Consider the following 23716-nt stretch of genomic DNA (forward strand, 5'->3'; position numbering starts at 1 on the left):
TATATAAAAAGAATCACAAAATAAACTAAAAATTACGATTAGTACAGAGGCTATGACACAAAGTATCTTGCGTATAATAGCAACAATCAAAGCGTAAGAGCTATTAAACCATTAGTATATTGTGCTTTATTGATTATATTACTCATTAACCGATCAAAACAGCCTACTGATGTCATTACCAATTGCTAACACCATGAAACCTGCCAGTAAGAGTAAACCGATATTTAACCCCACCATTTGCACCCCTTCAGAGAGCGGTTTACCGCGAATCAGTTCGATAAAATGATAAACGATATGACCACCATCCAATACTGGAATCGGTAACAGGTTCAATACAGCAAGACTCAGGCTAATCAATGCAGCCGTCGATAATACCATCTGCCAACTGATATCAAAGCTTTGCTTGGCGACTTTGGCAATGGTAATCGGACCTGACAAGTTATCCAGACCAATCATACCTGAGAGCATTTTTCCCATCGAGCTTACCGTCATCACGGCTAGCTGCTCAGTCTTCTCGAACGACTTGACCAATGACTCGCCAGGGCCATAAACCACGGTGGTTTTGTAGGCATCAGGAATAACAATCTCAGTCTGATCAACCATGGCGCCAATTTGACCGTAATTATTACCCAAATTGTCTTTTTTACCTTGCGGCATAATTTGCAATTGCACCGTTTTGTCATCACGCAATACGGTAAAATCAAGTAACACCTCGGGATTATCACGAATAATACGCGTGGCGCTAATCCAATCGTCAATGTTTTGATTATTGATGGCGGTAATACGATCGCCCACCTGTAGACCTTGACGGCTAGCTGCACCATCAGGCGCCAATTCACCGACAATCGGGGCAATCTGTGGCTGCCACGGTAACATACCAAAGCTGGTCAATGCATCTTTACCTTGTGCATCACCCTGCATAAATTGTGTGACTGGTGCTTGATAGGTTTTGATCGACTGATTGGTTTGAGCATCTGACTGTAGTGTAATACTCACATTGTCTGTCTCACCCATCCGTCCTGCAAGGCGATAATTGATACCTTCCCACGTCTGTACATCGTGCCCATCAATCGCAACAATCTTATCACCGACAGGTAACTGCGCCATCGCAGCTGGGGTATCTGGCAGTACTTGCCCAATTTTGGTAGCCAATTGCTCAGACGGCGTCATAAACAACACCCAAAAGAGCGCAATAGCAATGATGAAATTCATGATAGGCCCAGCGGCGACAATCGCAATCTTCTTGAGCGGATGCTGATAATTAAACGCAAGATGCTGTTCATCTTTTGCGACATTGCCTTCACGCTCATCAAGCATTTTGACATAGCCGCCGAGTGGCAATGCTGAGATACGATAATCGATGCCACTTTTTTTGCTGGTCCAACCAAATAGTTTAGGGCCAAAACCGATAGAGTATGTTAATACTTTGACGCCGCACATCCGTGCCACAATATAGTGCCCCCACTCATGTAAGGCAATGAGTGGACCTAAGACAAATATTGCCGCAAGAAGCGTTAATAAAAACGTCATGATCTTTTCTCAGTATTGTTGCTTAGTATCTTTTATCAACATCAACATCTTCACTGATATCGTTTATTAGTACCATTTTTTAACCAAGAGGCTATTCATGGCTAATGATTGCTACGATTATGCCAATTTTGCCACAAGCTTATCAGTAAGGTGACGCGCTATCTTGTCAATGGCCAATATATCTTCTATGTCAGCCGTTTCGTTTAATGGTGGCAGCTGTATATCGTTTAAGGCACGCTCATTGATATCAGCAATGTCAGTTAAACGAATTTGTCCATCCAAAAAAGCCGCCACTGCAATTTCATTGGCTGCATTTAGTACAATAGTCGCCTGCGTACCTGCTTGCATTGCTTGACGAGCAAGGCGTAGACAGGCAAATTTTTGCAGATCAGGCTCAATGAGCTCCAAACCACTAAGTGCATATAAATCTAATGGCTGTGAGCCACTATCAATACGGCTCGGGTAACTGAGCGCATGGGCAATTGGGGTTTTCATATCTGGACTGCCAAGCTGTGCCAAAAAGCTACCATCGCTATATTCTACCATTGAGTGAATGATACTTTGTGGATGAATGACCACATTTATCTTATTTTCAGGCAGATCAAACAAATGACAAGCCTCGATCAACTCAAGCCCTTTATTCATCATTGTGGCTGAGTCGACAGATATCTTCTGGCCCATTGACCAGTTAGGGTGCTTGACTGCCTCTGCGACAGTTGCTTGCTGCATCTGCTCAAAAGACTGCTGCAAAAATGGGCCACCTGAAGCCGTCAACCACAGTTTGCGTACACCATGATTTGGCTGATGAATTTGGGTGTTGTCTTGCTGAATAGCGAGTGGTAAGCACTGAAAAATAGCATTGTGCTCAGAGTCGAGGGGTAACAACGTAGCATTATGTGTTTTGACCGCATTGATCATGACCTGCCCTGCCATCACCAGCGCTTCTTTATTGGCGAGCAAAATACGCTTACCTGCGCGTGCTGCGGCTAAGGTAGAAGGCAGTCCTGCTGCGCCTACGATGGCAGCAACGACCGTATCAGTTTGTGAATCAGTGGCTATATCTACTAGACCTTCCTCGCCCCCTACTACATCACTATCAACCCCTGCTGCTTTAAGCTTTTTGGCAAAATCATCCACAGCGGCTGTTGGCACGCTGACACGCTTAGGCAAAAACTGCTGACAAAGCGCAAACAGCTTATCTAAACGGTGGTAGCCTGACAATGCGTAAACTTCATAATGTTGCGGTTGCGCCGCTAATATTGCTAACGTGCTATCGCCAATCGAGCCTGTCGCGCCTAGTACGGCGATGCGTTGCGTCATAACCATTAATGCCTATGATATTTAATATTTAGAGAAGGAGAAAAGAATAAATGAGGTTTAAAAAATATAAAGGATAATAAGACTATGTAGTAACAAATAAGACCGTTGTAAAAGACTAATCAAAACGGTCACTTCGCTTACTTATCACATCATAAAATCAGCTAAGTGACTTTGTTTTATACCACAATCAAAGTCTTATACCACAATCAAACCTAGCTGCTGTATCGCCCAAAAGCCAAGTGCAAATATCGGAGTTGCAGATAGCAATGAATCAATACGATCAAGTACACCACCATGTCCTGGTAAGATGGTACCAGAGTCTTTGACATCAGCGCGGCGCTTGAGCATTGATTCAAAAAGATCACCAAGCACAGAAGCCAGAATCGTTAGCGCCGATAGTGCCACAAAGGCGACTAGCGATGCGCCCGTCAGTTGTAGCTTAAACACACTGATCGCAACGACTACCAGTAGACCTGTAATCAAACCACCGGCCAATCCTTCCATACTCTTATTGGGTGAGACATTGGGTGCCATTTTTCGACGGCCAAGCTTACGACCAACAAAATAAGCACCGCTATCAGCACACCAGACCAATAAAAACACATAAAGTAGCCACCATGCTGATAGCTGCCAGAGGTAAAAAATCGCAGTAATAGAGGCTGTCAAAATAACCACACCCAACAACGCTAGATGTTTTCCGTACCATTTTGTCTGTGTTGGGAATGCACGTACCCAAGACAATGCCATCAGCCATATGACAAGCGAGGCCGTCCACCAGAATAACCAAGTCACCTTCAACATAAGCGATACGACAGTTATCACTAAAACTAATAGCACAAAGACAATAGGTTGACGCCACTTCGGCATCAACTTCGCCCACTCATGAGCTGCGATAATGACGCCAACGGCTAAAAGCGGTGCGAATAAAATAGGGGTTTGGCTCGCAAACATTGCAATACCAACGATAATAACGAGAACTATTGCCGTTCTAATTCGTTGCCACATACTTATCGAGCCTTATAATAATGAAGAAGGTACAGTCAAAAAAAATGCATTATAACAGTTGATAGACCTGTGCCCATTAATAGCATTGACCCTCATTAAAACGGTTTATCATCTCGTAAGCAAGCGGTATTAGCGACCTAGAGAATACTGTCTGAATTTTTATGGCTACTATTGCATCAGCGACTATGCTGCTCTATCCCTACCTGCTCGCTGGTTTTACCAAAACGGCGTTGACGCTGTGCAAACTCAGCCATCATCGAAGCCAGCTCTTCTGGAACAAAATCTGGCCATAAAGTTGGCGTGAAAAACAACTCTGCATAGGCCGCTTGCCATAATAAAAAATTCGATATTCGATAATCACCACCGGTACGAACCAGCATGTCTACTGCTGGAGCGTCTGCCAGTTGTACTTGCTCACCGAGCATTTCTGCACTAATATCTTCAGCCCTCAACTCACCTGCCTGCACTTGTTGTGCCAGCTGTTTTGCTGCATGAGCAATATCCCATTGTCCACCGTAGCTAATCGCAATGACTAATGTCATGGCATCAAAGCTTGCAGTTTCTGCTTCGGCATCCGCCATTAACGCTTGTAATTCTTCACTAAGCTGACTGCGATCACCGATAAAACGTAAGCGAATACAGTATTTTTTCATACGCGGCATTTGCTCATCAATGGTCGATGCCAACAACTGCATTAATAGTGCAACTTCACTAGGTGGTCGCTGCCAATTTTCGCTAGAGAAAGCAAAAACAGTCAGTACTTCAATACCGGTCTCGACACAATATTCTACGATAGGGTCTAAAGCAGTTTTACCAGCTATGTGACCTTGACCTTTACCCAGGTTATTGGCTTTGCCATATCTGTTATTACCATCCATGATAATAGCGATATGACGAGGAAGAATGTTAGGAGCCGTAACGGCTGAAGTGGACATAGGCAAACTTGCTTATTGTTAAGGTAAAATAATAATAACGTGTGCAGTGACGATTAAAAGCGCCATGTAAATAATTCACAAATTTATCATAATTTAGCGATGAAAATTTTTATAGCTTACAATATATTTGAGAAATATCAGTAAACTGCACTCACATTAATAAATCATATTATCCATGTCATAATAAACAGCCAATAACTACAAGGTATTGGCTGCTAAATTACAGATAATCTACCGAATTGATTCTTGCTATAAATACCAAATGGATCAGTATTAAACTTCCATCAAATCGCTTTCTTTTTTGCTGAGGCGGCTATCGATAGTTTCAATGTACTTGTCAGTGATTTTTTGAATGTCATCGTTAGCACGGCGCTCATCATCTTCTGAGATTTCTTTCTCTTTTGCTAGATCTTTGATGTCATTCATCATATCACGGCGAATATTACGGATAGACACACGGCTGCTCTCTGCTTCTCCGCGAGCAAGTTTTTGCATATCGCGTCGGGTGTCTTCGGTCAACGCTGGCATGGGCACACGAATCACATCCGCTGTCATTGGGTTTAGGCCCAAATCTGCTTCGCGAATGGCTTTGTCTACTGCTTGTACCATCGTACGGTCAAACGGTTGAACCAATAACGTACGTGAGTCTTCAACGTTGACGCTGGCGACTTGGTTTAGGGGGGTTGGTGCACCGTAGTAGCTGACCATCACGCCTGACAACATACCTGGGTGTGCACGTCCAGTGCGAACTTTACTGAAAGTGCTCTCAAGCGCTTCCAACGTTTTTTGCATGCGTGCTTCGCCGTCTTGCTTAATCTCTTTAATCATTGTGTGTCCTTATTTATCGCTATCGACAAATTTTTTATTTGCTATTGGGATATTTGTTATTAGCTACTCTCTGAAGTGACCGATCAACGCTACATCAATTCAGGGAATTAATTAATGAAAAACGCGTGTGCCTTCGTTTTCACCCATGATGACATTTAGCAATGCATTAGGTTTGGTCATATCAAACACTTGTAGCGGTACGTTATGCTCGCGGCATAGCGCGATAGCCGTCAAATCCATCACGCCAAGTTTCTGCTCTAACACTTCATCAAAGGTGAGCCCGTCGTATTTTTTGGCATCAGTATGGAGGCTTGGGTCTTTGTCATAAACGCCATCAACCTTAGTCGCTTTCAAAATCAAGCCGGCTTCAATCTCGATACCACGCAAACAAGCAGCCGTATCAGTGGTGAAGAATGGGTTGCCTGTTCCAGCAACAAAGATACACACTTCACCATTTTTGAGATAGCGAATCGCATTACGACTGCTATAGCTTTCGGTGACCTCACCAATTGGCAATGCAGACATCAAACGCGTTTTGATATTACGACGCTCAAGCGCATCACGCATCGCCAGACCATTCATGACAGTGGCTAGCATACCCATCTGATCACCCGTCACACGGCCAACCAAACCTTCTTTTTGTAATTGTGCGCCGCGATATAAGTTGCCACCGCCAACCACGATACCAACCTGAACACCTAGTCCACGCAAATGAGCGATAGACAAGCTCATTTTATCGAGCACTTCGGTATCAATACCCATGTCTTTGCTACCAGCCAAGGCTTCACCAGAGAGTTTTAGCAAGATACGGGCGTAACGCGGGTTTTTGTCAGACATGAGGTCACCTTATTATCATGAAATTATAAAGAAAATTATGGGTAAAACACAAATCAAGTTTGCCCGTAACGCTGCACTTAAGGACAAGCGTATTAAACAGGCTAAATTGCGCTAATTGTAGCAAAAACTGCCCGCCATTGGGCAATTTTCACTCGTATATCTTGTCGAACACTTAACCTTGATAACTGGCAAATAGATCATATTCGCTGGCATCATCAATCGTCACGGTCAGGAACTGCCCAACTTTGACTTGAGCAGTAATATCATCAACATAGACATGCCCATCAATTTCAGGCGCATCAGCATAACTGCGGCAAATAGCGATATTCTCATCACTATCAATCTCATCAACCAATACCATTAAGGTTTTGCCGACTTTTTCTTGTAGTTTTTGCGCTGAGATCTCTTGTTGCAGCGCCATCAAACGCTCGTAGCGAGATTGCTTGACGTCTTCAGGCACATGGTTTGGCAAATCATTGGCGACAGCACCTTCTACTTCTGAATACGTAAATGCACCCACGCGGTCAAGTCGCGCTTCTACTAGCCAATCAAGCAAGCACTGAAAATCTTCTTCAGTCTCACCCGGGAAGCCAACCACAAAGGTTGAACGAATCACGATATCAGGGCAGATATCACGCCATGCTTTGATACGAGCCAAGGTGTTTTCGCTGTGTGCAGGACGTTTCATTGCTTTTAGAATACGATGACTGGCATGCTGAAACGGAATATCGAGATAAGGCAGCAGTTTCTTTTCGCCCATTAGCTCAACGACTTTGTCTACATGTGGGTATGGATAAACATAATGCAGACGCACCCAAATGCCTAGATCATTCAAGGCTTGGCATAAATCATAAAACTTAGACTTGAGCGGCATGCCATTCCAAAAGCTGGTCTTATATTTGAGGTCCAGCCCATACGCTGAGGTGTCTTGCGAGATGATAAGCAACTCTTTCACGCCCGCTTTTTTGAGCGCCATGGCTTCGTTCATGACATTATCGATCGGGCGCGACACGAGATCACCGCGCAAACTTGGGATAATACAGAACGTACAGCGGTGGTTACAGCCTTCTGAGATTTTTAGATACGCATAATGACTGGGCGTCAGTTTGACCCCCGCTTCATTGATCAAGTCTATTTTTGGGTCGTAATTGGCATCCAAGCTGCGATTTGGCTTTGGCACGTGTTGTGCAACGGCTGTAATCACTTCATCATAGGCATGCGCGCCTGTCACTGCGAGTACAGCGGGATGCATTTCACGGATTTTGTCCGCCTCTTTGCCCAGGCAACCGGTGACAATTACTTTACCGTTTTTGCTAATGGCCTCGCCGATCGCATCAAGTGACTCTTGCACCGCTGACTCAATAAAGCCGCAGGTGTTGACCACGACCAAATCTGCACCGTCATAGTCGCTTGCAACTTGATAGCCATCACGGCTAAGCTCAGTGATGATACGCTCACTATCGACCAAGGCCTTGGGGCAACCTAGTGACACAAACCCAATCTTTGGCGCTGCACTCACTGGCATCGTGGCAGTTGCATTAGCCGTCGAGGCTGAAGTAGCGTGGCTGCTTTGAGTAATGCTGCGGTTTTGATTGTGGTTGGCTTTATGATGATAAGGCTGGTCAGTATGTGTTTGACTGACATCTGTCTGACTCTGCTCTTGCGGTATTGATGGCTTTGCAGGATTAAAGATAGTGGCAGTGTCTTTTACGGCTGACGTAGGGGCTGTCGTTGTCGTGTTCACTGACTCGGTAGAAGTTTTGGACATGGCTGACCTTGCTAGAGATAAATTGGCTGAGCGCATTGTACGTTTTTTTTGCAAAAATCACCAGTTTTGCCTCTCTATAGTCTTGATTTATGGTTAAATATTGATTCAAACATCCTATTTTTCTGGGCAATATCCATGACTGCTGATTTTATCACCACCAAAACCACCCCTGATTTAGCATTCGTATCACAGCATCTATTCACCGCTATTTTGTGGGTCAATGATCAGTTATCGATAACCCGTTTAAATGCTCAAGCGGAGCAATTACTGGCTATTAGTAGTGGGAGGTTAATTAACCAGTCTATCTTGACGCTATTGGCACCCGATGAATTAAAACTAAAAGAAAATGCTTCTATCGACAATGTCAGTGATGATAATGAAAACAAACCTCTGGATGAACCCCTCTATTCTTTGACAGAGCGGTTCAATCAAGCACAAAACTACCAACAGCCTTTCATTGACCATGATCACGTCATCCAGACGCCTTTGAATGGCAACCTACTACTTTCGGTCGATTATAGCGTGACGCCTGTTATCTACGAGCAGCAGTCGTATTTTATTATCGAGATGTGGGGCAAAGACCGCCAAAGTCGCATCTCAGAGGAGCAGCGCCAGCAGCAGCAATATGCGGTTGCTCGTCACATGCTACGGTCGGTCGCGCATGAAATCAAAAACCCACTTGCGGGCATTCGGGGTGCAGCGCAGTTATTACAGCGACAGTTTATTAAATTCAGTGATGCGAATACGACGGCGGCTAACAGTCACTCTAACGCGCTCAGTATCTCACAGGACACTAGCGCTGGCACAAACGATGATTTGCAAAAAATGAATCAAAAGCTGCGTAACTATACCGATATTATCATCTCAGAAACTGACCGTTTGACACATCTGATTGCTCAACTGCTTGGCTCAAATCAGCTGCCAAACTGGCAAACGCTGAATGTCCATGAACCACTAGAGCATGTTTTGACCTTGGTAGTCAGTCAATACCCACAAGTGACGATACAGAGGGATTATGATTTGTCATTGCCTGAGTTGTGTGCTGACAAAGACCAATTGATTCAGGTATTTTTAAATATTATGAATAATGCGTGTGAGTCTATGACTGAGTTTGAGCAAACGCTACAGCAGAACAAGCTCTCTGCGTCTAAGGAGTTACCATTAACCGATGTGCAGACCGATAGAGAGACTGCTTATCAGCCAACCTTGCACATTCAAACGCGCGTTGCCTTTCAGCATACGATTGTTGGGCAGCAGCACAAGCAAGTGCTGCAAATCACTATCACTGACAATGGTTCGGGCATTGATCCGGCACTTATCGGACAAATATTTTTTCCGATGGTGACCAGCCGTGCAGCAGGTACTGGCCTTGGCTTATCTATCGTACAAGATATTATCAGCCATCATCATGGTATGATTGATGTGAGCTCTACAGAGGAGGCGAACGGCAAGCAAACACGCTTTACACTATATCTGCCTTTTACCCAGCCCGTCACTGAATCATAGAACACATGGCGGCATAAAACTGCTAAATTGTAAGGCATCCAATCCCAAACCGACAATAACAATTGCTCATTAGGCCCGATACATGACCCAATACAGTGACAACCAAAACCCTAAAAGCGATGCACACTCTCCAATAGTCACCGTCAATAATGCACCCAGCGATCAGCCTGCAACGCTCTGGTTAATCGACGATGATGCAGCGCTGCGTATGGTATTGGCCGATACGTTTGAAGATGCTGGATTGACCGTTATCAGTTTTACCCAAGCGCAGGCAGCATGGACTCGGCTCAATGATGCGCTAAAACAGCAAGAATCAGCCACACAGCTGCCAGACGTAATATTGACTGATATTCGTATGCCAATGATGGATGGATTGTCATTTAGTGACTGGGTACACCAGCACTTTCCGGACATGCCGATTGTCATTATGACAGCGCACTCAGACCTCACCTCTGCGATTAATAGCTATCAGACCGGTGCGTTTGAATACTTGCCAAAGCCCTTTGACCTAGATGATGCTGTTGCCACTATCTATAAAGCGATCAACTACCAGCCAAATATGGCGATAGCCCATTATTCGAATGAGTCTGATACCCATATCGCGACTGACGCGCTCGCTGACAGTGAGATAACACCTGAAGCACCTACCAGTACACACTCTAAACACAGCAAAAATAAAGCTGAGGTGACAACTGCCTCTAAAGCTAATAGCAATCCGAGCGGTATCATCGGTCAGTCACAAGCCATGCAAACTGTGTTTCGTGCCATTGGTAGATTGGCGCAGTCCCCCATCTCAGTCTTAATTACTGGAGAGTCAGGAACAGGTAAAGAGTTGGTTGCCAGTGCCTTGCATCAGCACTCACCGCGCAAACAGCAACCATTTATCGCACTTAATATGGCAGCCATACCACATGATTTGATTGAGTCTGAATTATTTGGTCACGAAAAAGGCGCGTTCACTGGTGCAACGACAACTCGTCAAGGACGTTTTGAGCAGGCTAATGGCGGTACGTTATTTTTGGACGAAATTGGCGACATGCCCTTTAGTACCCAAACACGTCTGTTACGCGTACTGGCCAATGGCGAGTTTTATCGCGTTGGTGGACAGCAGCCGATCCAAGTAGATGTCCGTATCATCGCCGCTACTCACCAGAACTTAGAAGAATTAGTCAAACAAAATCGTTTCCGTGAAGATTTGTTTTATCGTCTCAATGTCATTCGTCTACCGCTGCCACCACTGCGTAAACGCCCCGAAGACATTCCTGCATTAGCGACCTACTTTATGCAGTCGGCAGCTGAGCAAATGAACACAACACCGAAACATTTGCATCCTGCGGCCTTACAGATGATGCAGACCTTTGACTGGCGCGGCAATGTGCGTCAACTTGAGAATGTCTGCCTATGGCTGACAGTGATGGCCACGGGCGACACCGTGATGGCGACAGATTTGCCACCAGAGCTATTAGAAAACACGCCTCTAGACTCAGAGCTAGACCAAGAACACGACTCGTCACCACAAGCAAATGCAGAAAACCCTCAGCTGCAAAATAACGATGACTTGAATAATCACAGCCAAAATAATCAAGTCACTCACACTCCTGCCAGTCCAAATTGGCAAAAAGCTCTTGCTATCTGGGCTGAGCAGTCTCTCAATACAGGCGAAACTGATATTCTACAAACGGCCACGCCTGAGTTTGAGCGGGTCTTGCTAACAGCAGCACTCAACCATAGTGGTGGCAAAAAGATAGAAGCAGCAAGCTTACTTGGTTGGGGTCGCAATACCCTAACCCGTAAATTACAGCAGTTAGATATCTCTGCACCCAGAGTGCCGTCTAAAGAGTAAATAAAGGCTTAAAACGCAATATTAAAAAGCCATTAATATCAATTATTTATAAAATCAGGTAAAAATAAATGCAAAATAACTAAAAATAATCGCAAATAGGGGTTGACCAAAAATTCAAACTCTATATAATAGCCAACCACTGAGACGCACTACCGAATCAGTTAACTGTCTAGATAGCGTTTGAATTTAATCGCTTTTGATGATAGAGTAACGGAAAATGGGGCTGTGGCGGAATTGGTAGACGCACCAGATTTAGGTTCTGGCGCCGCAAGGTGTGAGAGTTCGAGTCTCTCCAGCCCCACCATTTTCGGATAGTGATAAAAGTTCTCAAACCTATACTAGACCTGCTTTCGAGCAGGTTTTTTTATGTCTGCAATTTGAGTCTAATCCCACGATGGGATAGATCGTGGGATTGCACAGAACTGACCTATCACCCGCAAACCTTGTTTTTATTCACGTACAGCGCCTTAACTTCTACATCCCAGATATTTTAGCGTGGGATTGAGTATAAATATCCGTCATATCTCGTCATTTCAAACAGCTGGTTATCTGCCCTTTCCCTAGTTACGGCAAAGCCACCGCCATGATCGTCATGGTCGTCGAAAACCATGTTTTTTTATCGTGGGCGAGGCGGGGCTTCGATTGCGTTTTTTGAAAGCCAAAAAAATCCGCTCGATTTAGAGCGGATATATTGATCTTAAAATTGGTTATTTAATCTTCATCTTTGAGTAGCGAGTAGTCTTTGAATCTGATGACTTCCTCACCTAGCCAATCATTAATCTGTAGCATGGTCTGTTGTAAAGGCATAAGCTCATTGACTGCGAAAACTCTGGCCGCTTTGATTAGGTCACCAAAGCCCGCCGCATTAGTTGGTGATGCTCCCATCAGTTGAGGTGGTACTCGATGAGCAGCTGCAATATCTATTCGACTCGCTTCTTTGATTTTAAAGAAGTCATCATTGGCACTGACTTCACTGATCGGTAAGATTTGGATTCCATCCTTTTTACCGTTTGGCGAATACATAAAAAGATTGCGGAAGTTACCAGGGCCTTTGCTATCTTTCAAAGCTTTACGGATTGCATCGATGTCTTCTTTGTTCGTTGCTGGGTCATTGATGTATAAGATGTACCCAGCGTGGCTGCCATTTAAATAATACTTACGTCTGAATAAGGTCGCTGACTCATCAAGCCATGCTGCATTCAATGCGGACAAATATTCAGGCGCACCATACACTTCTTGATTAACATCAGGCTCAATTATATGGCAGATGTTTTCTGCTTTATATTCATGTGGCTCTGCCCAGCTGTGCGTGGCAAAATAATATTTGTCACCATTGACGCCGACGCGCATGTATTTACCCAATGGCACGTTTAGCTTCATAGTTTTTTTTGATCGTGACTGTACTCGCTCAACGTATGCGTTGCCAAACGTCAAATGATCTAGTGCAAGCTTACTGAAATCACGATGTGATAGTAGAGGATGCGGTATAAAAGTACTGGCCAAGATATTGCGCTTAACAAAGATAGCACTACTATGATGTGGTGATGCTCTCATCGTCTTAGACAAAGCATCTGGATCATATGGCGGCGCATACCATAGTTGATGATTGTGACATTCACCCCAATACAAAGTTTGCCATTGTTCCATCACTGGGATGGGATCGCCGAAGGTAAAAGCCTCCATGCCCGGCATTTCTACCACTGCATGATTTTCTGTTTCATTCATTCAAATATCTCCAGTGCGGATTCGTCTTCACCTTGAGCAATTGCCAAAGGCTCTCTATGTAGTGCGTGCATTAATGCCCATGCTAGATCCGCATGGCCAGTATCTTCATTGCGGTCGGCTTTATAAGTGACCGCTTTTTCGCTGCTAGTGATTGTTTTGTGTATCGAAGTAAACGCGCCTACTACATCCGTCCATTCGTGGTCAAAAGTTAAGCGGCCTTTTTTGATAACGTCCTTTGTCTTTAGGACAAATTGCTGCTTCAACTCTGGGCTGTAATGCAGCTTGACAGCTTGCGGATAAAACTTAATCACTGACTGATAAACACCAATGCCAAGGCCGGTCACGTCAATAGCTATATATTCAACGTTATACTTTTCTGTCATTTCTCTGATGACGTTTGCTTGTGCTTCGAAGTCTGGGTTTTTAAACTGCAAACGCTCAATGCCGCGTATCATGCCGTTTGGTGTACTTGGTGCTGCTAATATCACAAGTCCAGCGCTATCACGGCTCAATGACGGATCATAGCCAAGCCATACTGGCTGATTACCAAGTGGCCTTGGCGTATAAGGCTTCCAGTCATCCCATATCTCTAACGTATCGACCATGCATGACTGTAGTTCGCTGACACTAAAAGCGGATAACGTGTCATCAATAAATTCACACATCAGCAAGTTATTGAACTCGTCCTCGCTGTATTCCATCCGCAAGTCATCAATGTCGAACAGGTCACAACCACCGTTCATAGCGTCATAGACATTGACGACTTGCCGCCATTGTTTATCACCGCACAACTTGCCATTTTTTAGGTTATGCGGCGTCACATCTATTTCGATTCGGTCATCACCTTTACGGCCACGGTTATACAGTTGGCCAGTCCAAAACTTATATGCTTGGTGCTGCTTAGATGATGGCGTTGATATGTATGTCTGACGCCATTTTTTGTGCATGGCCATACCTGATGCAACTTTTCTGAATTCAATAAACTTATGAATCCAAAAATATTCGTCCATGTATACGTTGCCGTGATACGACTGCGCGGTACGGCTGTTTGTACCCAAAAAATACAGGCTTGCGCTGTAGTCCTTTTCTGGGCCTTCTATGTTTAGCGTGATTGGATCACCGGTCAGCTCGATCCCTGCAGTTTCCATCGCCCATGCAATGATGTATTCGCGGAATACACGCGCCTGAGCCTTGGATGCGGATAAAAATATTTGATTACGGCCAGTCTCAATGGCATCAAGAAAAGCTTCACGCGCAAAGTACCAAGTTGCGCCAATTTGGCGTGACTTTAATAGGTTACGGATACGATTAGTGAGACCTGCGCTGTACCAGACTTTTTGATAATCAAATAAGCAATCTCTGAATGAATCTTTGAACTTATCGATATCATCTATTTGTATGACGTTTGAAGGGTTTTTTTGTCCTGCTTTGCGCCCACGGTTGGATAGGTTGGGATTGAGATCCGACTGTTTGCCAGACTCTTTATATTTATGGATCTTGGCCATTCTCTCTACTTGACGACCAAGCAGATCAATCTCTTTGAAGTCTTTACCAGTCTTATCGTCCTTGTTAATCAGCTGTACCAATCGCGCTTCGAGCGTGGACTCTACTCGATCTAGAGGCTTTGCTTCATCCCAACCGTCTGATTTTTTCCATCCATCTACGGTCGTGCGCGGCGTACTGATCATTTCTGCAATCGCGCTGATACTCCAACCTTGCCAATAGAGACCACGGGCAACGGTTTTGGGGTTCTCTCCAGTCGGTAGGGTGATAAGGGCAGACATTAACGCAGCTCATAAGGGTATGACGCTACTTTGGTTTATCAGCCTCTCTATATCATGCTTGTTTTGCGTGTATTTGCTCAATCCACGCTTTTTTGTTTTGTTTTTGCATATCGCAATAGGTCAAAGTAAAGCTTTAAAAATGACTTCCCTTTTATCTAACTCATGGACCGTCTATGACTACCAAAACTTTTCGAGTTGCACGCGCCGGACAGACTACGGACGGCCGTGAAATCACTCGCGAACAGATCACCCAAATGGCCGCCGGCTATAATCCAGAAGTATACGGTGCACGGGTAAATTTAGAACATTACCGTGCAATGTTCCCAAATTCTGACTTTCGCTGTTATGGCGATGTGATATCGCTATCGACTGAAGAAGTTGATGATCATTTATATCTATTGGCAGAAGTTGATCCAACGCCTGAATTGATCGCGCTCGCCAAGTCGAAGCAAAAGGTTTATTTCTCTATTGAGTTCTATCCAGAATTTGCTGATACCAAAGAAGCTTATATGGTTGGTTTAGCTTGTACCGATAGTCCTGCCTCACTTGGCACCAGCTATATGAAGTTTTGCCAACAGAACCCCGACGATAGCCCCTTATCTGCTCGCAAACAAAACCCTGACACCTACATTTCCACTGCCGAAAGCGCTTGGGAGTATAAAGAAGAGCCAAAATCAGTCTTTGCAACCGTCAAAGATATGTTTGCCGCACCTGTCACACCTAAAACAGATAAAGACAAAGAGCTGGCCACCGCACAAGCTTTTGCTGAACTGCCGGCAACCATCAAAAGCTTCCAAGATGTTATGCAAACAATGGCAAGTTCTATTGACACGATCAACGCCTCTATTGGTCATTTGAACACCACGGTATCTGATTTTGCTGAAAAGCAAAACGAAGTTGAAACGTCTTTAAAGAGCGTGCAAGACAATCTTGATAATACGCCTGAAGACAATTATACCCAGCGTCCGGCTGCCACCGGTTCATCTGATTATGTCAAGTCTGACTGTTAGGCTAAACGGCAACTAAAATCAATTATCTAGGACAAACACAATATGAAAAATACTACCCGTCAGCAGTTTAATGGCTATCTTGCAAATCAAGCAGAGCTAAATGGCGTACCAAGCGCTACCGAGCAATACACGGTCGAGCCATCAGTACAACAAAAAGTTGAAACCCGAGTTCAAGAATCAAGCGAGTTTTTGAAAAAGATTAACGTCATCCCTGTTACCGATCAAAAAGGTGAAGCGCTTGGGCTTGGTATTAGTGGCGGTATCGCAAGCCGTACCAACACCAAAAACGGTAAGCGCCGTGAACCGAAAAACGTTGGTGAAGTGGGCCCTATTTACACTTATGTATGTGAAAAGACAGACTTTGATACTGCTATCCCTTACAACAAGCTAGACAGCTGGGCGCGTGACCCAAAGTTCCAAGAGAAAATTCGTGACGCGGTACTAAAACAGCAAGCGCTCGATCGTATCACTGTCGGTTTTAACGGCACTCATGTCGCCGCTGATACTGACATTGATGTCAATCCGTTGTTGCAAGATGTCAATATCGGCTGGTTGCAGAAATACCGTGATAACGCACCTGAGTCAGTAATGACTGAATCAGAAGTGGGTACCAGCAAAGTCTCTGTTGGCGCGTCTGCCACTAGCTATAAAAACCTTGATGCTCTGGTTAAAGACTGTGTTGATCAGCTGATTGATCCTATCGTCCGTGATGATAGTGATTTGCGCGTGATTTTGGGTCGTAACCTCAAGCAAAGCCGTGATTTCAACATGGTCAATGACAACAACACGCCAAGCGAGGTTATCGCGGTCAATAGCTTATTAATGCTCGATAAAGTGGGTGGTATTACGATTGAACCAACTCCGCCAAATTTCCCTGCTGACGGCATTTTGATCACACCTTTAGATAATCTATCAATTTACTATCAAGAAGGCAGCCGCCGCCGCAATCATAAAGATGAGCCAGAGTATGACCGCGTCGCCTTTTACGAATCAGACAACGAAGCGTATGTGGTTGAAAACTACAAAGCTGGCTGCTTGATTGAAAATGTTGAGCTTGTCTAATGACTGAAGGATGGGACGGATGAAAATTAACGAAGGATGGGAATTATGAGCGACAACATGACCCCAGCGCAGCGACATCGCCAGGCCGCGCTGGCACAAAAAGAAGTAGTGAATATCACGGTGGGCCCTAATAGCGCCTACCGCTTATTGCAATTAAAACTACGTGAAGACAAGCAGCTGCTCAAATCTAAGCAGTCAATCCAAGCCAAGATTGAGCTAAAACGCGAATTGGTCGGACACTACGACGAATGGATCAACGCAAGCTTGGCATCTGGCAAAGGCGATCAAGACAATCTATTGACCACGCTTATGCTTTGGCATATCGATATCGGTAGCTTTGAGCGTGCGCTTGATATCGCTGACTATGCGATGACTCATAAGCTCAAAATGCCCGACGCACACCAGCGCACGCTTGCAACGGTAGTCGCTGAAGAGATTGCTGACACTGCCAAAAAACTGGCTGCCAGTGGTGAGATCACTGATGAGCAAATCGCGCAAGTATTGCGAGCATCAACCATAACAGCTGAAGAAGACATGCCTGATCAGGTACGTGCAAAACTCGCACGTCAAGTAGGTGAGTTGACTGAGGCTGTCAATCCAGTATTTGCATTAGATAACTTTCAAAATGCGCTGAAGTTTGACGAAAATAGTGGTGTAAAAGGCTCTATCAAACGTCTTGAAAAACAGCTAAAAGATGCTGAGCTCAAACCTAAAGATGAAGCACCTGCAGTTCAAGAAATAGTACTAGATCCACCAACGATTGAGGCTATTCAATCCGATTCGTCTGAAGTACTAAAGGAATCATAATTATGCAAGTTATCACTGTTGAGTTTTTAACGTCTGAAATTGTACCTAATGGTGTTACGTTTACTCGACTAGGCGCAAAGCTTACTCACTGCCAGATTGAAACTAAGTCTGGGTTCGTCTTTACAGGTGAAAGCGCCTGTGTAGATCCTTCTCGATATAACCAAGCAATGGGTGAAAAGATCGCTTATCAAAATGCACTCGACAAGATGTGGGAGCCTTACGGACTTTGGCTTTCAAAAGTTTTGCATGACAAGAACAATCCAGATTCGCCTGAACTACTAGGCGACAACAACTCGTAGCCGCGAGCCGAGGCGGCTCATAACTGCATTCAGTTGATACTGCACATGACAATTATGACCACCGCCTCACCCTATTTTATTTTTCTTATCAATATTTGGAGTTGTTATGGGTTTTAGTGCTGTCAATCCAGTCAGTGATGATGTTGTCACTACTCCGCCATTTATGCCTAATCTGTCAGTACGTGTTTTTAGCGAAGCGATGAAGCTTGACGGTACGGTAACACCAGCACGAATGAAATATGCGTTAACTGACGCTGCAAATGACGTCTGTCGTGAGCTGAAGGGTTGGACTGCCAACGCTCTACATGAACATGGCGTCCTGACTCTAGCAGAATATGACTTGGCTCAAGACACAGATAAGTGCTTCAGCTTTAAAAAAGCTGTCTATAACTTTGCTAAAGCAAAACTCACTGAACACTACCGTGATTATGACACTGGTCGTGATGCAACCTCACGCAGCAAAGAGTTAACACCAACTATCGATAGCTGCTATCGCAATGCACGCAATGCAATTGCTGATATCAAAGATGAGCCGCATTCAACCATTGAGCTTATCTGATGCGTGTTGTATCGACATTGCAAGGCGACACAGTAGATTTGATCTGCTTACGCTATTTCAGCTTCACTGGCGGCGTTACTGAACAAGTTATGGATCTCAATCCGCATCTGGTTGGTTACGATCTTGTATTGCCTACCGGCGTTGATATCCAATTGCCAGACGCGCCCGAACGTACACAAAAGCAGGTCATTCAATTATGGACGTAACTCAAATTCAGGTATTAACGATTGATGATGTTATGAGTAACCATCTGCAATGGTTGTTGATTACTTTGCCTGTTATCTGGGCTGCTGCTGGTGGCGCTTGCATTCGTCTATTGTTGATCCGCGCCGAGCCTTTTCGGATGCGATCTCAAAATGCGACTGCGGGTGTATTGCTTGCAGTGATGCTGTCGGATATTACTGCAAAACTATTGACGGGTGGCAACTATGCCACTGGCTACGCAGTCATTTATGGCATGGTCGGACGAGAATTGTTTGTCACATTTTATGACTTTGTGAATGACAATGTACGACCCCTTCTAATGTCTGCTTTGCGTCATTTTTTCCCTTTTTTATTCAAAGATAAACCAGCCAACGAGGCGGACAATCATGATCATTCTTGAGACGTTATCGACTTTATCTATCATTGTCATTGCCATCGTTTGTGCTATGACAATCATTAAATATCATCGCGAGCTTGGCTCACTGGTTACGCTCACTATTTTATTTTTCGCGCTGAGCTGTGTCGGCTTGGCATTTGATGAGACCACTGGTCGGGACGGTGTATGGGCCCTACCCATATTTCGTATGCTTGCCGCTGCTGCAACCGCTACTACTTATTTTAAATTAAGAGCCTTTTGGGCGCGTTATGGCGTGTTCATTAGCGCTATTAATCAATCAAAAAAGGATAATCTTGTATGAGCCCTACCCAACCGATGACACTGATTGACTGTGATTATAAAGTCGCTGCTCGCCGACTGCGCTGTGATGAAGCTGCTATCCGCGCGGTCAGTGATGTTGAGTCGCGCGGCGATGGGTTCTTATTCGACAAAGATGACAACCAATGGCGTATTAAAATACTGTTTGAGCGCCATATTATGTATCGATTGCTAGACAAAAAGTTTGGCCGTGACAAAGCGCTTGATCATGTTCGTACTAGCCCTGATGTGGTCAATACTCGTACGGGTGGCTATAGTGGCGGTACTGCTGAACATGATCGACTTGCTAAAGCCCGTCGCATTGATAAAGACTTAGGTTTAGAGTCAGCAAGTTGGGGCATGTTTCAGCTTATGGGCTTTCACTGGGAGCGTCTTGGCTATAAGTCAGCTGTTGATTTTGTGCTAACGCTATCCAAAGGCGAGCCTGAGCAGTTAGAGGCATTTTGTCGCTTTATCGAGACAGATAAACGCTTGCTCAATGCCATTCGTAGCCGTGACTGGGCCATGTTTGCAGAGATATATAACGGCCGCGATTATAAGAAGAATAAATATGACACTAAAATGCGTGACCGTGCCAAATACTGGGATAAAGAGTTGGCGAAATGATATTTGACGACAGCCTACGCAAATTCTTAACCGATAAAGTCGAGTTCTTTGCCCAGAACCCTGACCAGTTAATCATTAGCGTGGAAAAGGGCTCACTGAAATGGACTGGTCAATCATTGAGCCACCGTCAACACTATCAATTGCTAGTCGAGATTGATGAGTTCCCCGAGAGCATTGACGCCAATTTAGTCATTGTCGCTATTTTGGCATGGTATCAAGAGAATCAAGATCCAGTCCCACCAAACGGGCCATCACCGATTGAATTTGAATCCTATATATTGAGCAACTATACGACCACCGTAGTCTTTACTATCAAAGTCGAAGAAGTTGTCCAGGTATCTACTGATGACACTGGTAACTACGTGTTTAATGCTTGTCCACGTCCAATCCTACACCTGCCAAAACCTTTACATAATCCAAACCTATAATCATGAGCGATTTAACTGAACTGGCCACTGCATTACCTGAATGGGCGACCGCAATAACGAGTCAGCTAGATAATAAACAGTTAAAAAAAGTCAATCGCACTCTCGCTATGGAATTGCGAGCGGTCAATCGAGAGCGTATCCGCGCACAAACCGATCCTGATGGTAGCGATTTTGTAGATCCATTGAAAGCTTCTAACAACCCCATGTTTCGCGAGCTGACCAAAGCGCGTCATCTTAAATTTAATGCAACCAGCCGCTATGCCCAAATTGGTTTCAAAGGTAGCGCCGCTAAGATCGCACGCATACATCACGAGGGCCAACGCAGTACTGTCCGTCCTGATAGTTCTAAGAAATTCCCCTACCCCAAACGCGAGCTGATCGGTATCTCTCGTGCTGACAGACATATCATTATTCGAGTACTACGCGAGTCATTAACCGCTGATTAGATGCCCTGCTCTTTTTTGCGTGTATTTACTCAATCCACGCTTTTTTGTTTTGTATCAAAAATCGCAATGAGTGACGATAACGTCATGAATACATCCCCTATCGAAAACGAGCGCCGGCTCCAAAGTTTTATCAATCGAGGCATTGTCACAGACGTTGATCATGCTAATGCTCGTTGCCGAGTACAGATAGATGGGTTAGAGACCGACTGGCTAAAGTTTTCAGCAGCTCGCATCGGCAAGGTCAAAATCTGGAATCCACCGTGTGTTGGTGAGCAAGTCTTAGTTATTAGCGAGACTGGTGAGCTGTCGACTGGACTGGTAACGACATCGTTTGATTATGATGATCAGCCAATGCCGTCTGCCAATGCCGATACGTTTGAGCTTCATTGTGATGATGGCGCGACATTTATCTATAACCACGCGACACATAACCTAGAGGTTACTTTACTTGATGATTCTACTACTACGCTTATTTCCAACCGCGTGCAAATATCTGCTCGCGATGTCAGTTTTGATTGTAATAACTTTGATGTTAATTGCGAGTCCTATTCTATTGGTTGCCAGTCTTATACCTTGAACGGTCAAACCATCAATCAAAACGGAAAATTAATTATTAATGACCAACCATATTTAGAACATGGCCATAAAAACGTTGAGAACGGATCATCTGTCTCTGGGGGCGTTAATGCTTAATCAAGATAACAACGTCACTGTGATCAATGTCAAAGGCATGTCACGCAGTACTGGTCAGCGTATTGACCAAACCAATCATATCTTACAAAGCGTCCGCGATATATTGATGACGCCTATCGGTAGTCGTGTCATGCGCCGCGATTACGGCTCATTGCTACCATTCTTAATTGATTCGCCTATTAATGCCTATTTCATTATGCAGCTTCGTGCCTCCGTCATTCATGCATTAATGCGCTGGGAAACTCGTGTCACACCAACTCGCATTGAGCTGATGACTGACGACAGTGCCTCACAAGGCGTGGCCAGTTTGATGATTGAATATCGTTATGTGATTAGTAAAAAGATTGAACGTACTTATCTGTCATTAGGCGGTGCGCTATGAGTCGTATTGATCTATCTGGGCTACCTGCCCCTGATATTTTAACGCCTTTAGATTTTGAAGCAGAGCTTGCCGACCTTAAAGCTGAATTGATAGCCAAAGATCCACAACTTGCTGCTGCATTGACGCTTGAAAGCGAGCCATTGACCAAGATCCTTGAACTGTTTGCTTACCGTCTGATGTCTAAGACCAATCATATCAACCAAACAGCCAAATCAATGCTGCTTGCTTATACCACTGGCACAACGCTTGATCATCTTGCCGCTGGCGTTGGTGTGACTCGTCTATTGGTTAAGCCTGGCAATCCCAATGCTGTCCCGCCGATCCCGGATGTCATGGAATCTGACACTGCCTTACGTCGCCGTGTCCAATTAGAACCTGAACGCGCCTCTGCAGGTAGCAAAGGCGCTTACTTATTTTGGGCGCTATCCGCTGATGGTGATGTTCGTGATGCAAGTGTTGTCACAGCCTCCCCTGGTCGCGTGACTGTCTATGTTCAAAGCCATAATGATGCGATCGCTAGCGATGCACTACGTGAACAAGTAAGACTGGCCGTTGATACTGATGAGCGCCGGCCTTTTACCGATAGCGTGCGTATTGCGGCTGGTCAGCCAGAGGATTGGAGCCTACAAGCGGAACTGACACTCTATCCGGGCCCAGATAAAGACGTGGTGATTGCTGCAGCCCGTGCACAGCTTGATAAATATATCGAGCAAGTACGCTACTTGGGTTATGACGTTACGCTATCTGGTTTATATCACGCCTTACATCAAGCGGGTGTCCAACGTGTCAGCCTCTTACAACCTACTGCTGATATCAGTTTGCCAGATGGCAAATATGCTAACTGTGTCGACGTGACGATCAGTGCTGTGGAGTACCGCGATGTCTAAGGGGCTACTACCGAAAAACAGCACCAAGCTGGAAAAAGCATTGGATGAGCAGACGCAGCGTATTGATGCGTTACCTGTTACCTTTGCTCGTTTGATTGATGCTGATAGCTGCCCTGAAGCTTTTTTACCGTGGCTTGCTTGGTCACGCCGTGTCGAATATTGGGACGGTCAATGGCCAGAAGCAAAAAAGCGTGATGTGGTGAAAGGTGCAAGAGATTTTAACGCGCAGCGCGGCACTAAAAACACACTCGCACAAGCAATGGAAAACCTGGGCATAGGTCATAGTTTGCTTGCATGGCATGAGCTATATCCAAAAGGCACGCCTTATACCTTTACAGTAAAAATCACTAGCGGTCGTGTGAGTGTGCAGCAGCAACAAGAGATCTATACCGCGCTAGACAGTGTTAAATCTGCCCGTGATCAGTTCTCTATTGATGCCAGTGTCGTGAATGGCTCTCAATTTTATGTTGCCGGCGCTTGTCGGACTGGCAATGTCACTTATCTATCAACTCCAAACGCTTAGGTAACTATTTAGGT

General features: G+C 44.8%; 26 protein-coding genes and 1 tRNA gene. 18 read left to right on the forward strand and 9 right to left on the reverse strand.

Annotated elements, in window-relative coordinates:
* Positions 1–153: 153 nt before the first annotated feature.
* From rseP to rimO, 7 genes are all read right to left on the reverse strand, one after another.
* Positions 154–1530 (reverse strand): RIP metalloprotease RseP, encoded by a 1377-nt coding sequence (gene rseP / locus B3V51_RS00555; RefSeq protein WP_093068839.1) that lies wholly within the window; start codon positions 1528–1530, stop codon positions 154–156.
* Between the two features lie 117 nt (positions 1531–1647).
* On the reverse strand, positions 1648–2856 hold the full coding sequence (gene ispC, locus B3V51_RS00560; protein ID WP_212563729.1) for a 1-deoxy-D-xylulose-5-phosphate reductoisomerase: 1209 nt from the start codon (positions 2854–2856) through the stop codon (positions 1648–1650).
* Between the two features lie 189 nt (positions 2857–3045).
* Entirely contained in the window at positions 3046–3855 is an 810-nt protein-coding gene (locus tag B3V51_RS00565; RefSeq protein WP_071003455.1) for a phosphatidate cytidylyltransferase, read from the reverse strand.
* Between the two features lie 176 nt (positions 3856–4031).
* Positions 4032–4790, reverse strand: coding sequence for a polyprenyl diphosphate synthase (uppS, locus tag B3V51_RS00570; protein ID WP_071003453.1), 759 nt, complete (start codon positions 4788–4790; stop codon positions 4032–4034).
* Positions 4791–5063: 273 nt separating this feature from the next.
* Positions 5064–5618, reverse strand: a complete 555-nt coding sequence (gene frr / locus B3V51_RS00575; protein ID WP_075106244.1) for a ribosome recycling factor — start codon at positions 5616–5618, stop codon at positions 5064–5066.
* Positions 5619–5729: 111 nt separating this feature from the next.
* Positions 5730–6455 (reverse strand): UMP kinase, encoded by a 726-nt coding sequence (gene pyrH / locus B3V51_RS00580; protein WP_071003450.1) that lies wholly within the window; start codon positions 6453–6455, stop codon positions 5730–5732.
* 172 nt (positions 6456–6627) lie between these two features.
* Positions 6628–8223, reverse strand: coding sequence for a 30S ribosomal protein S12 methylthiotransferase RimO (gene rimO, locus B3V51_RS00585; protein ID WP_212563730.1), 1596 nt, complete (start codon positions 8221–8223; stop codon positions 6628–6630).
* 135 nt (positions 8224–8358) lie between these two features.
* Here rimO and B3V51_RS00590 point away from each other — a divergent pair, with 135 nt between their 5' ends.
* The 3 genes from B3V51_RS00590 (at position 8359) to B3V51_RS00600 (ending at position 11876) form a co-directional block, all read left to right on the forward strand.
* Positions 8359–9729: a two-component system sensor histidine kinase NtrB gene (locus B3V51_RS00590; RefSeq protein WP_212563731.1), complete on the forward strand. Its 1371-nt coding sequence runs from the start codon at positions 8359–8361 to the stop codon at positions 9727–9729.
* Between the two features lie 82 nt (positions 9730–9811).
* The gene (locus B3V51_RS00595; protein ID WP_212563732.1) at positions 9812–11572 is read left to right on the forward strand and encodes a sigma 54-interacting transcriptional regulator; all 1761 of its coding nucleotides are present in this window, start codon (positions 9812–9814) and stop codon (positions 11570–11572) included.
* Between the two features lie 219 nt (positions 11573–11791).
* Positions 11792–11876 (forward strand) — tRNA-Leu (locus tag B3V51_RS00600).
* Positions 11877–12283: 407 nt separating this feature from the next.
* On the opposite strand, the gene B3V51_RS00605 is transcribed toward B3V51_RS00600, so the two are convergent.
* Both B3V51_RS00605 and B3V51_RS00610 read right to left on the reverse strand, forming a co-directional pair.
* Positions 12284–13297 carry a phage portal protein gene (locus tag B3V51_RS00605; RefSeq protein WP_240365220.1) on the reverse strand — a complete coding sequence of 338 codons (1014 nt, stop codon included), beginning with the start codon at positions 13295–13297 and terminating at the stop codon, positions 12284–12286.
* The gene (locus B3V51_RS00610; protein ID WP_201587894.1) at positions 13294–15081 is read right to left on the reverse strand and encodes a terminase large subunit domain-containing protein; all 1788 of its coding nucleotides are present in this window, start codon (positions 15079–15081) and stop codon (positions 13294–13296) included. Before B3V51_RS00610 ends, B3V51_RS00605 begins: the two co-directional genes overlap by 4 nt.
* A 173-nt stretch (positions 15082–15254) precedes the next feature.
* Between B3V51_RS00610 and B3V51_RS00615 the strand changes: the two genes are divergently transcribed.
* The 15 genes from B3V51_RS00615 to B3V51_RS00685 all read left to right on the forward strand — a co-directional run bounded on the left by B3V51_RS00615 (position 15255) and on the right by B3V51_RS00685 (position 23702).
* On the forward strand, positions 15255–16091 hold the full coding sequence (locus B3V51_RS00615; protein ID WP_286707771.1) for a GPO family capsid scaffolding protein: 837 nt from the start codon (positions 15255–15257) through the stop codon (positions 16089–16091).
* 42 nt (positions 16092–16133) lie between these two features.
* Positions 16134–17153 carry a phage major capsid protein, P2 family gene (locus B3V51_RS00620; RefSeq protein WP_286707772.1) on the forward strand — a complete coding sequence of 340 codons (1020 nt, stop codon included), beginning with the start codon at positions 16134–16136 and terminating at the stop codon, positions 17151–17153.
* A gap of 45 nt (positions 17154–17198) precedes the next feature.
* Complete coding sequence (gpM, locus tag B3V51_RS00625) at positions 17199–17960, forward strand: phage terminase small subunit (RefSeq protein ID WP_286707773.1); 762 nt, start codon at positions 17199–17201, stop codon at positions 17958–17960.
* Positions 17961–17962: 2 nt separating this feature from the next.
* Positions 17963–18259 carry a Gp49 family protein gene (locus B3V51_RS00630; RefSeq protein ID WP_093071410.1) on the forward strand — a complete coding sequence of 99 codons (297 nt, stop codon included), beginning with the start codon at positions 17963–17965 and terminating at the stop codon, positions 18257–18259.
* A 106-nt stretch (positions 18260–18365) separates the two neighbouring features.
* Complete coding sequence (locus B3V51_RS00635; RefSeq protein WP_240365225.1) at positions 18366–18818, forward strand: head completion/stabilization protein; 453 nt, start codon at positions 18366–18368, stop codon at positions 18816–18818.
* Positions 18818–19024, forward strand: coding sequence for a tail protein X (locus tag B3V51_RS00640; RefSeq protein ID WP_093071408.1), 207 nt, complete (start codon positions 18818–18820; stop codon positions 19022–19024). The genes B3V51_RS00635 and B3V51_RS00640 overlap by 1 nt, the downstream gene beginning before the upstream one ends.
* Positions 19015–19422, forward strand: a complete 408-nt coding sequence (locus B3V51_RS00645) for a hypothetical protein (RefSeq protein WP_240365226.1) — start codon at positions 19015–19017, stop codon at positions 19420–19422. The genes B3V51_RS00640 and B3V51_RS00645 overlap by 10 nt, the downstream gene beginning before the upstream one ends.
* Positions 19409–19720 (forward strand): hypothetical protein, encoded by a 312-nt coding sequence (locus B3V51_RS00650; protein ID WP_075106257.1) that lies wholly within the window; start codon positions 19409–19411, stop codon positions 19718–19720. The genes B3V51_RS00645 and B3V51_RS00650 overlap by 14 nt, the downstream gene beginning before the upstream one ends.
* Positions 19717–20343 (forward strand): N-acetylmuramidase family protein, encoded by a 627-nt coding sequence (locus tag B3V51_RS00655; RefSeq protein WP_286707774.1) that lies wholly within the window; start codon positions 19717–19719, stop codon positions 20341–20343. Before B3V51_RS00650 ends, B3V51_RS00655 begins: the two co-directional genes overlap by 4 nt.
* Positions 20340–20771, forward strand: a complete 432-nt coding sequence (locus B3V51_RS00660) for a phage tail protein (protein WP_286707775.1) — start codon at positions 20340–20342, stop codon at positions 20769–20771. Before B3V51_RS00655 ends, B3V51_RS00660 begins: the two co-directional genes overlap by 4 nt.
* A 2-nt stretch (positions 20772–20773) precedes the next feature.
* Entirely contained in the window at positions 20774–21217 is a 444-nt protein-coding gene (locus B3V51_RS00665) for a phage virion morphogenesis protein (protein WP_286707776.1), read from the forward strand.
* An 84-nt stretch (positions 21218–21301) separates the two neighbouring features.
* On the forward strand, positions 21302–21910 hold the full coding sequence (locus B3V51_RS00670; protein ID WP_286707777.1) for a phage baseplate assembly protein V: 609 nt from the start codon (positions 21302–21304) through the stop codon (positions 21908–21910).
* The gene (locus tag B3V51_RS00675; protein WP_286707778.1) at positions 21903–22292 is read left to right on the forward strand and encodes a GPW/gp25 family protein; all 390 of its coding nucleotides are present in this window, start codon (positions 21903–21905) and stop codon (positions 22290–22292) included. The genes B3V51_RS00670 and B3V51_RS00675 overlap by 8 nt, the downstream gene beginning before the upstream one ends.
* Positions 22289–23179, forward strand: coding sequence for a baseplate assembly protein (locus tag B3V51_RS00680; protein WP_093071401.1), 891 nt, complete (start codon positions 22289–22291; stop codon positions 23177–23179). Before B3V51_RS00675 ends, B3V51_RS00680 begins: the two co-directional genes overlap by 4 nt.
* A complete protein-coding gene (locus tag B3V51_RS00685) occupies positions 23172–23702 on the forward strand; it encodes a phage tail protein I (RefSeq protein ID WP_093071400.1) in 531 nt (176 codons plus the stop codon). Before B3V51_RS00680 ends, B3V51_RS00685 begins: the two co-directional genes overlap by 8 nt.
* The last annotated feature ends 14 nt before the right edge of the window (positions 23703–23716 follow it).

Origin of the sequence: Psychrobacter sp. UBA2514 (assembly GCF_002341255.1) — a bacterium.
GTDB classification, from domain to species: Bacteria; Pseudomonadota; Gammaproteobacteria; order Pseudomonadales; family Moraxellaceae; genus Psychrobacter; species Psychrobacter pacificensis.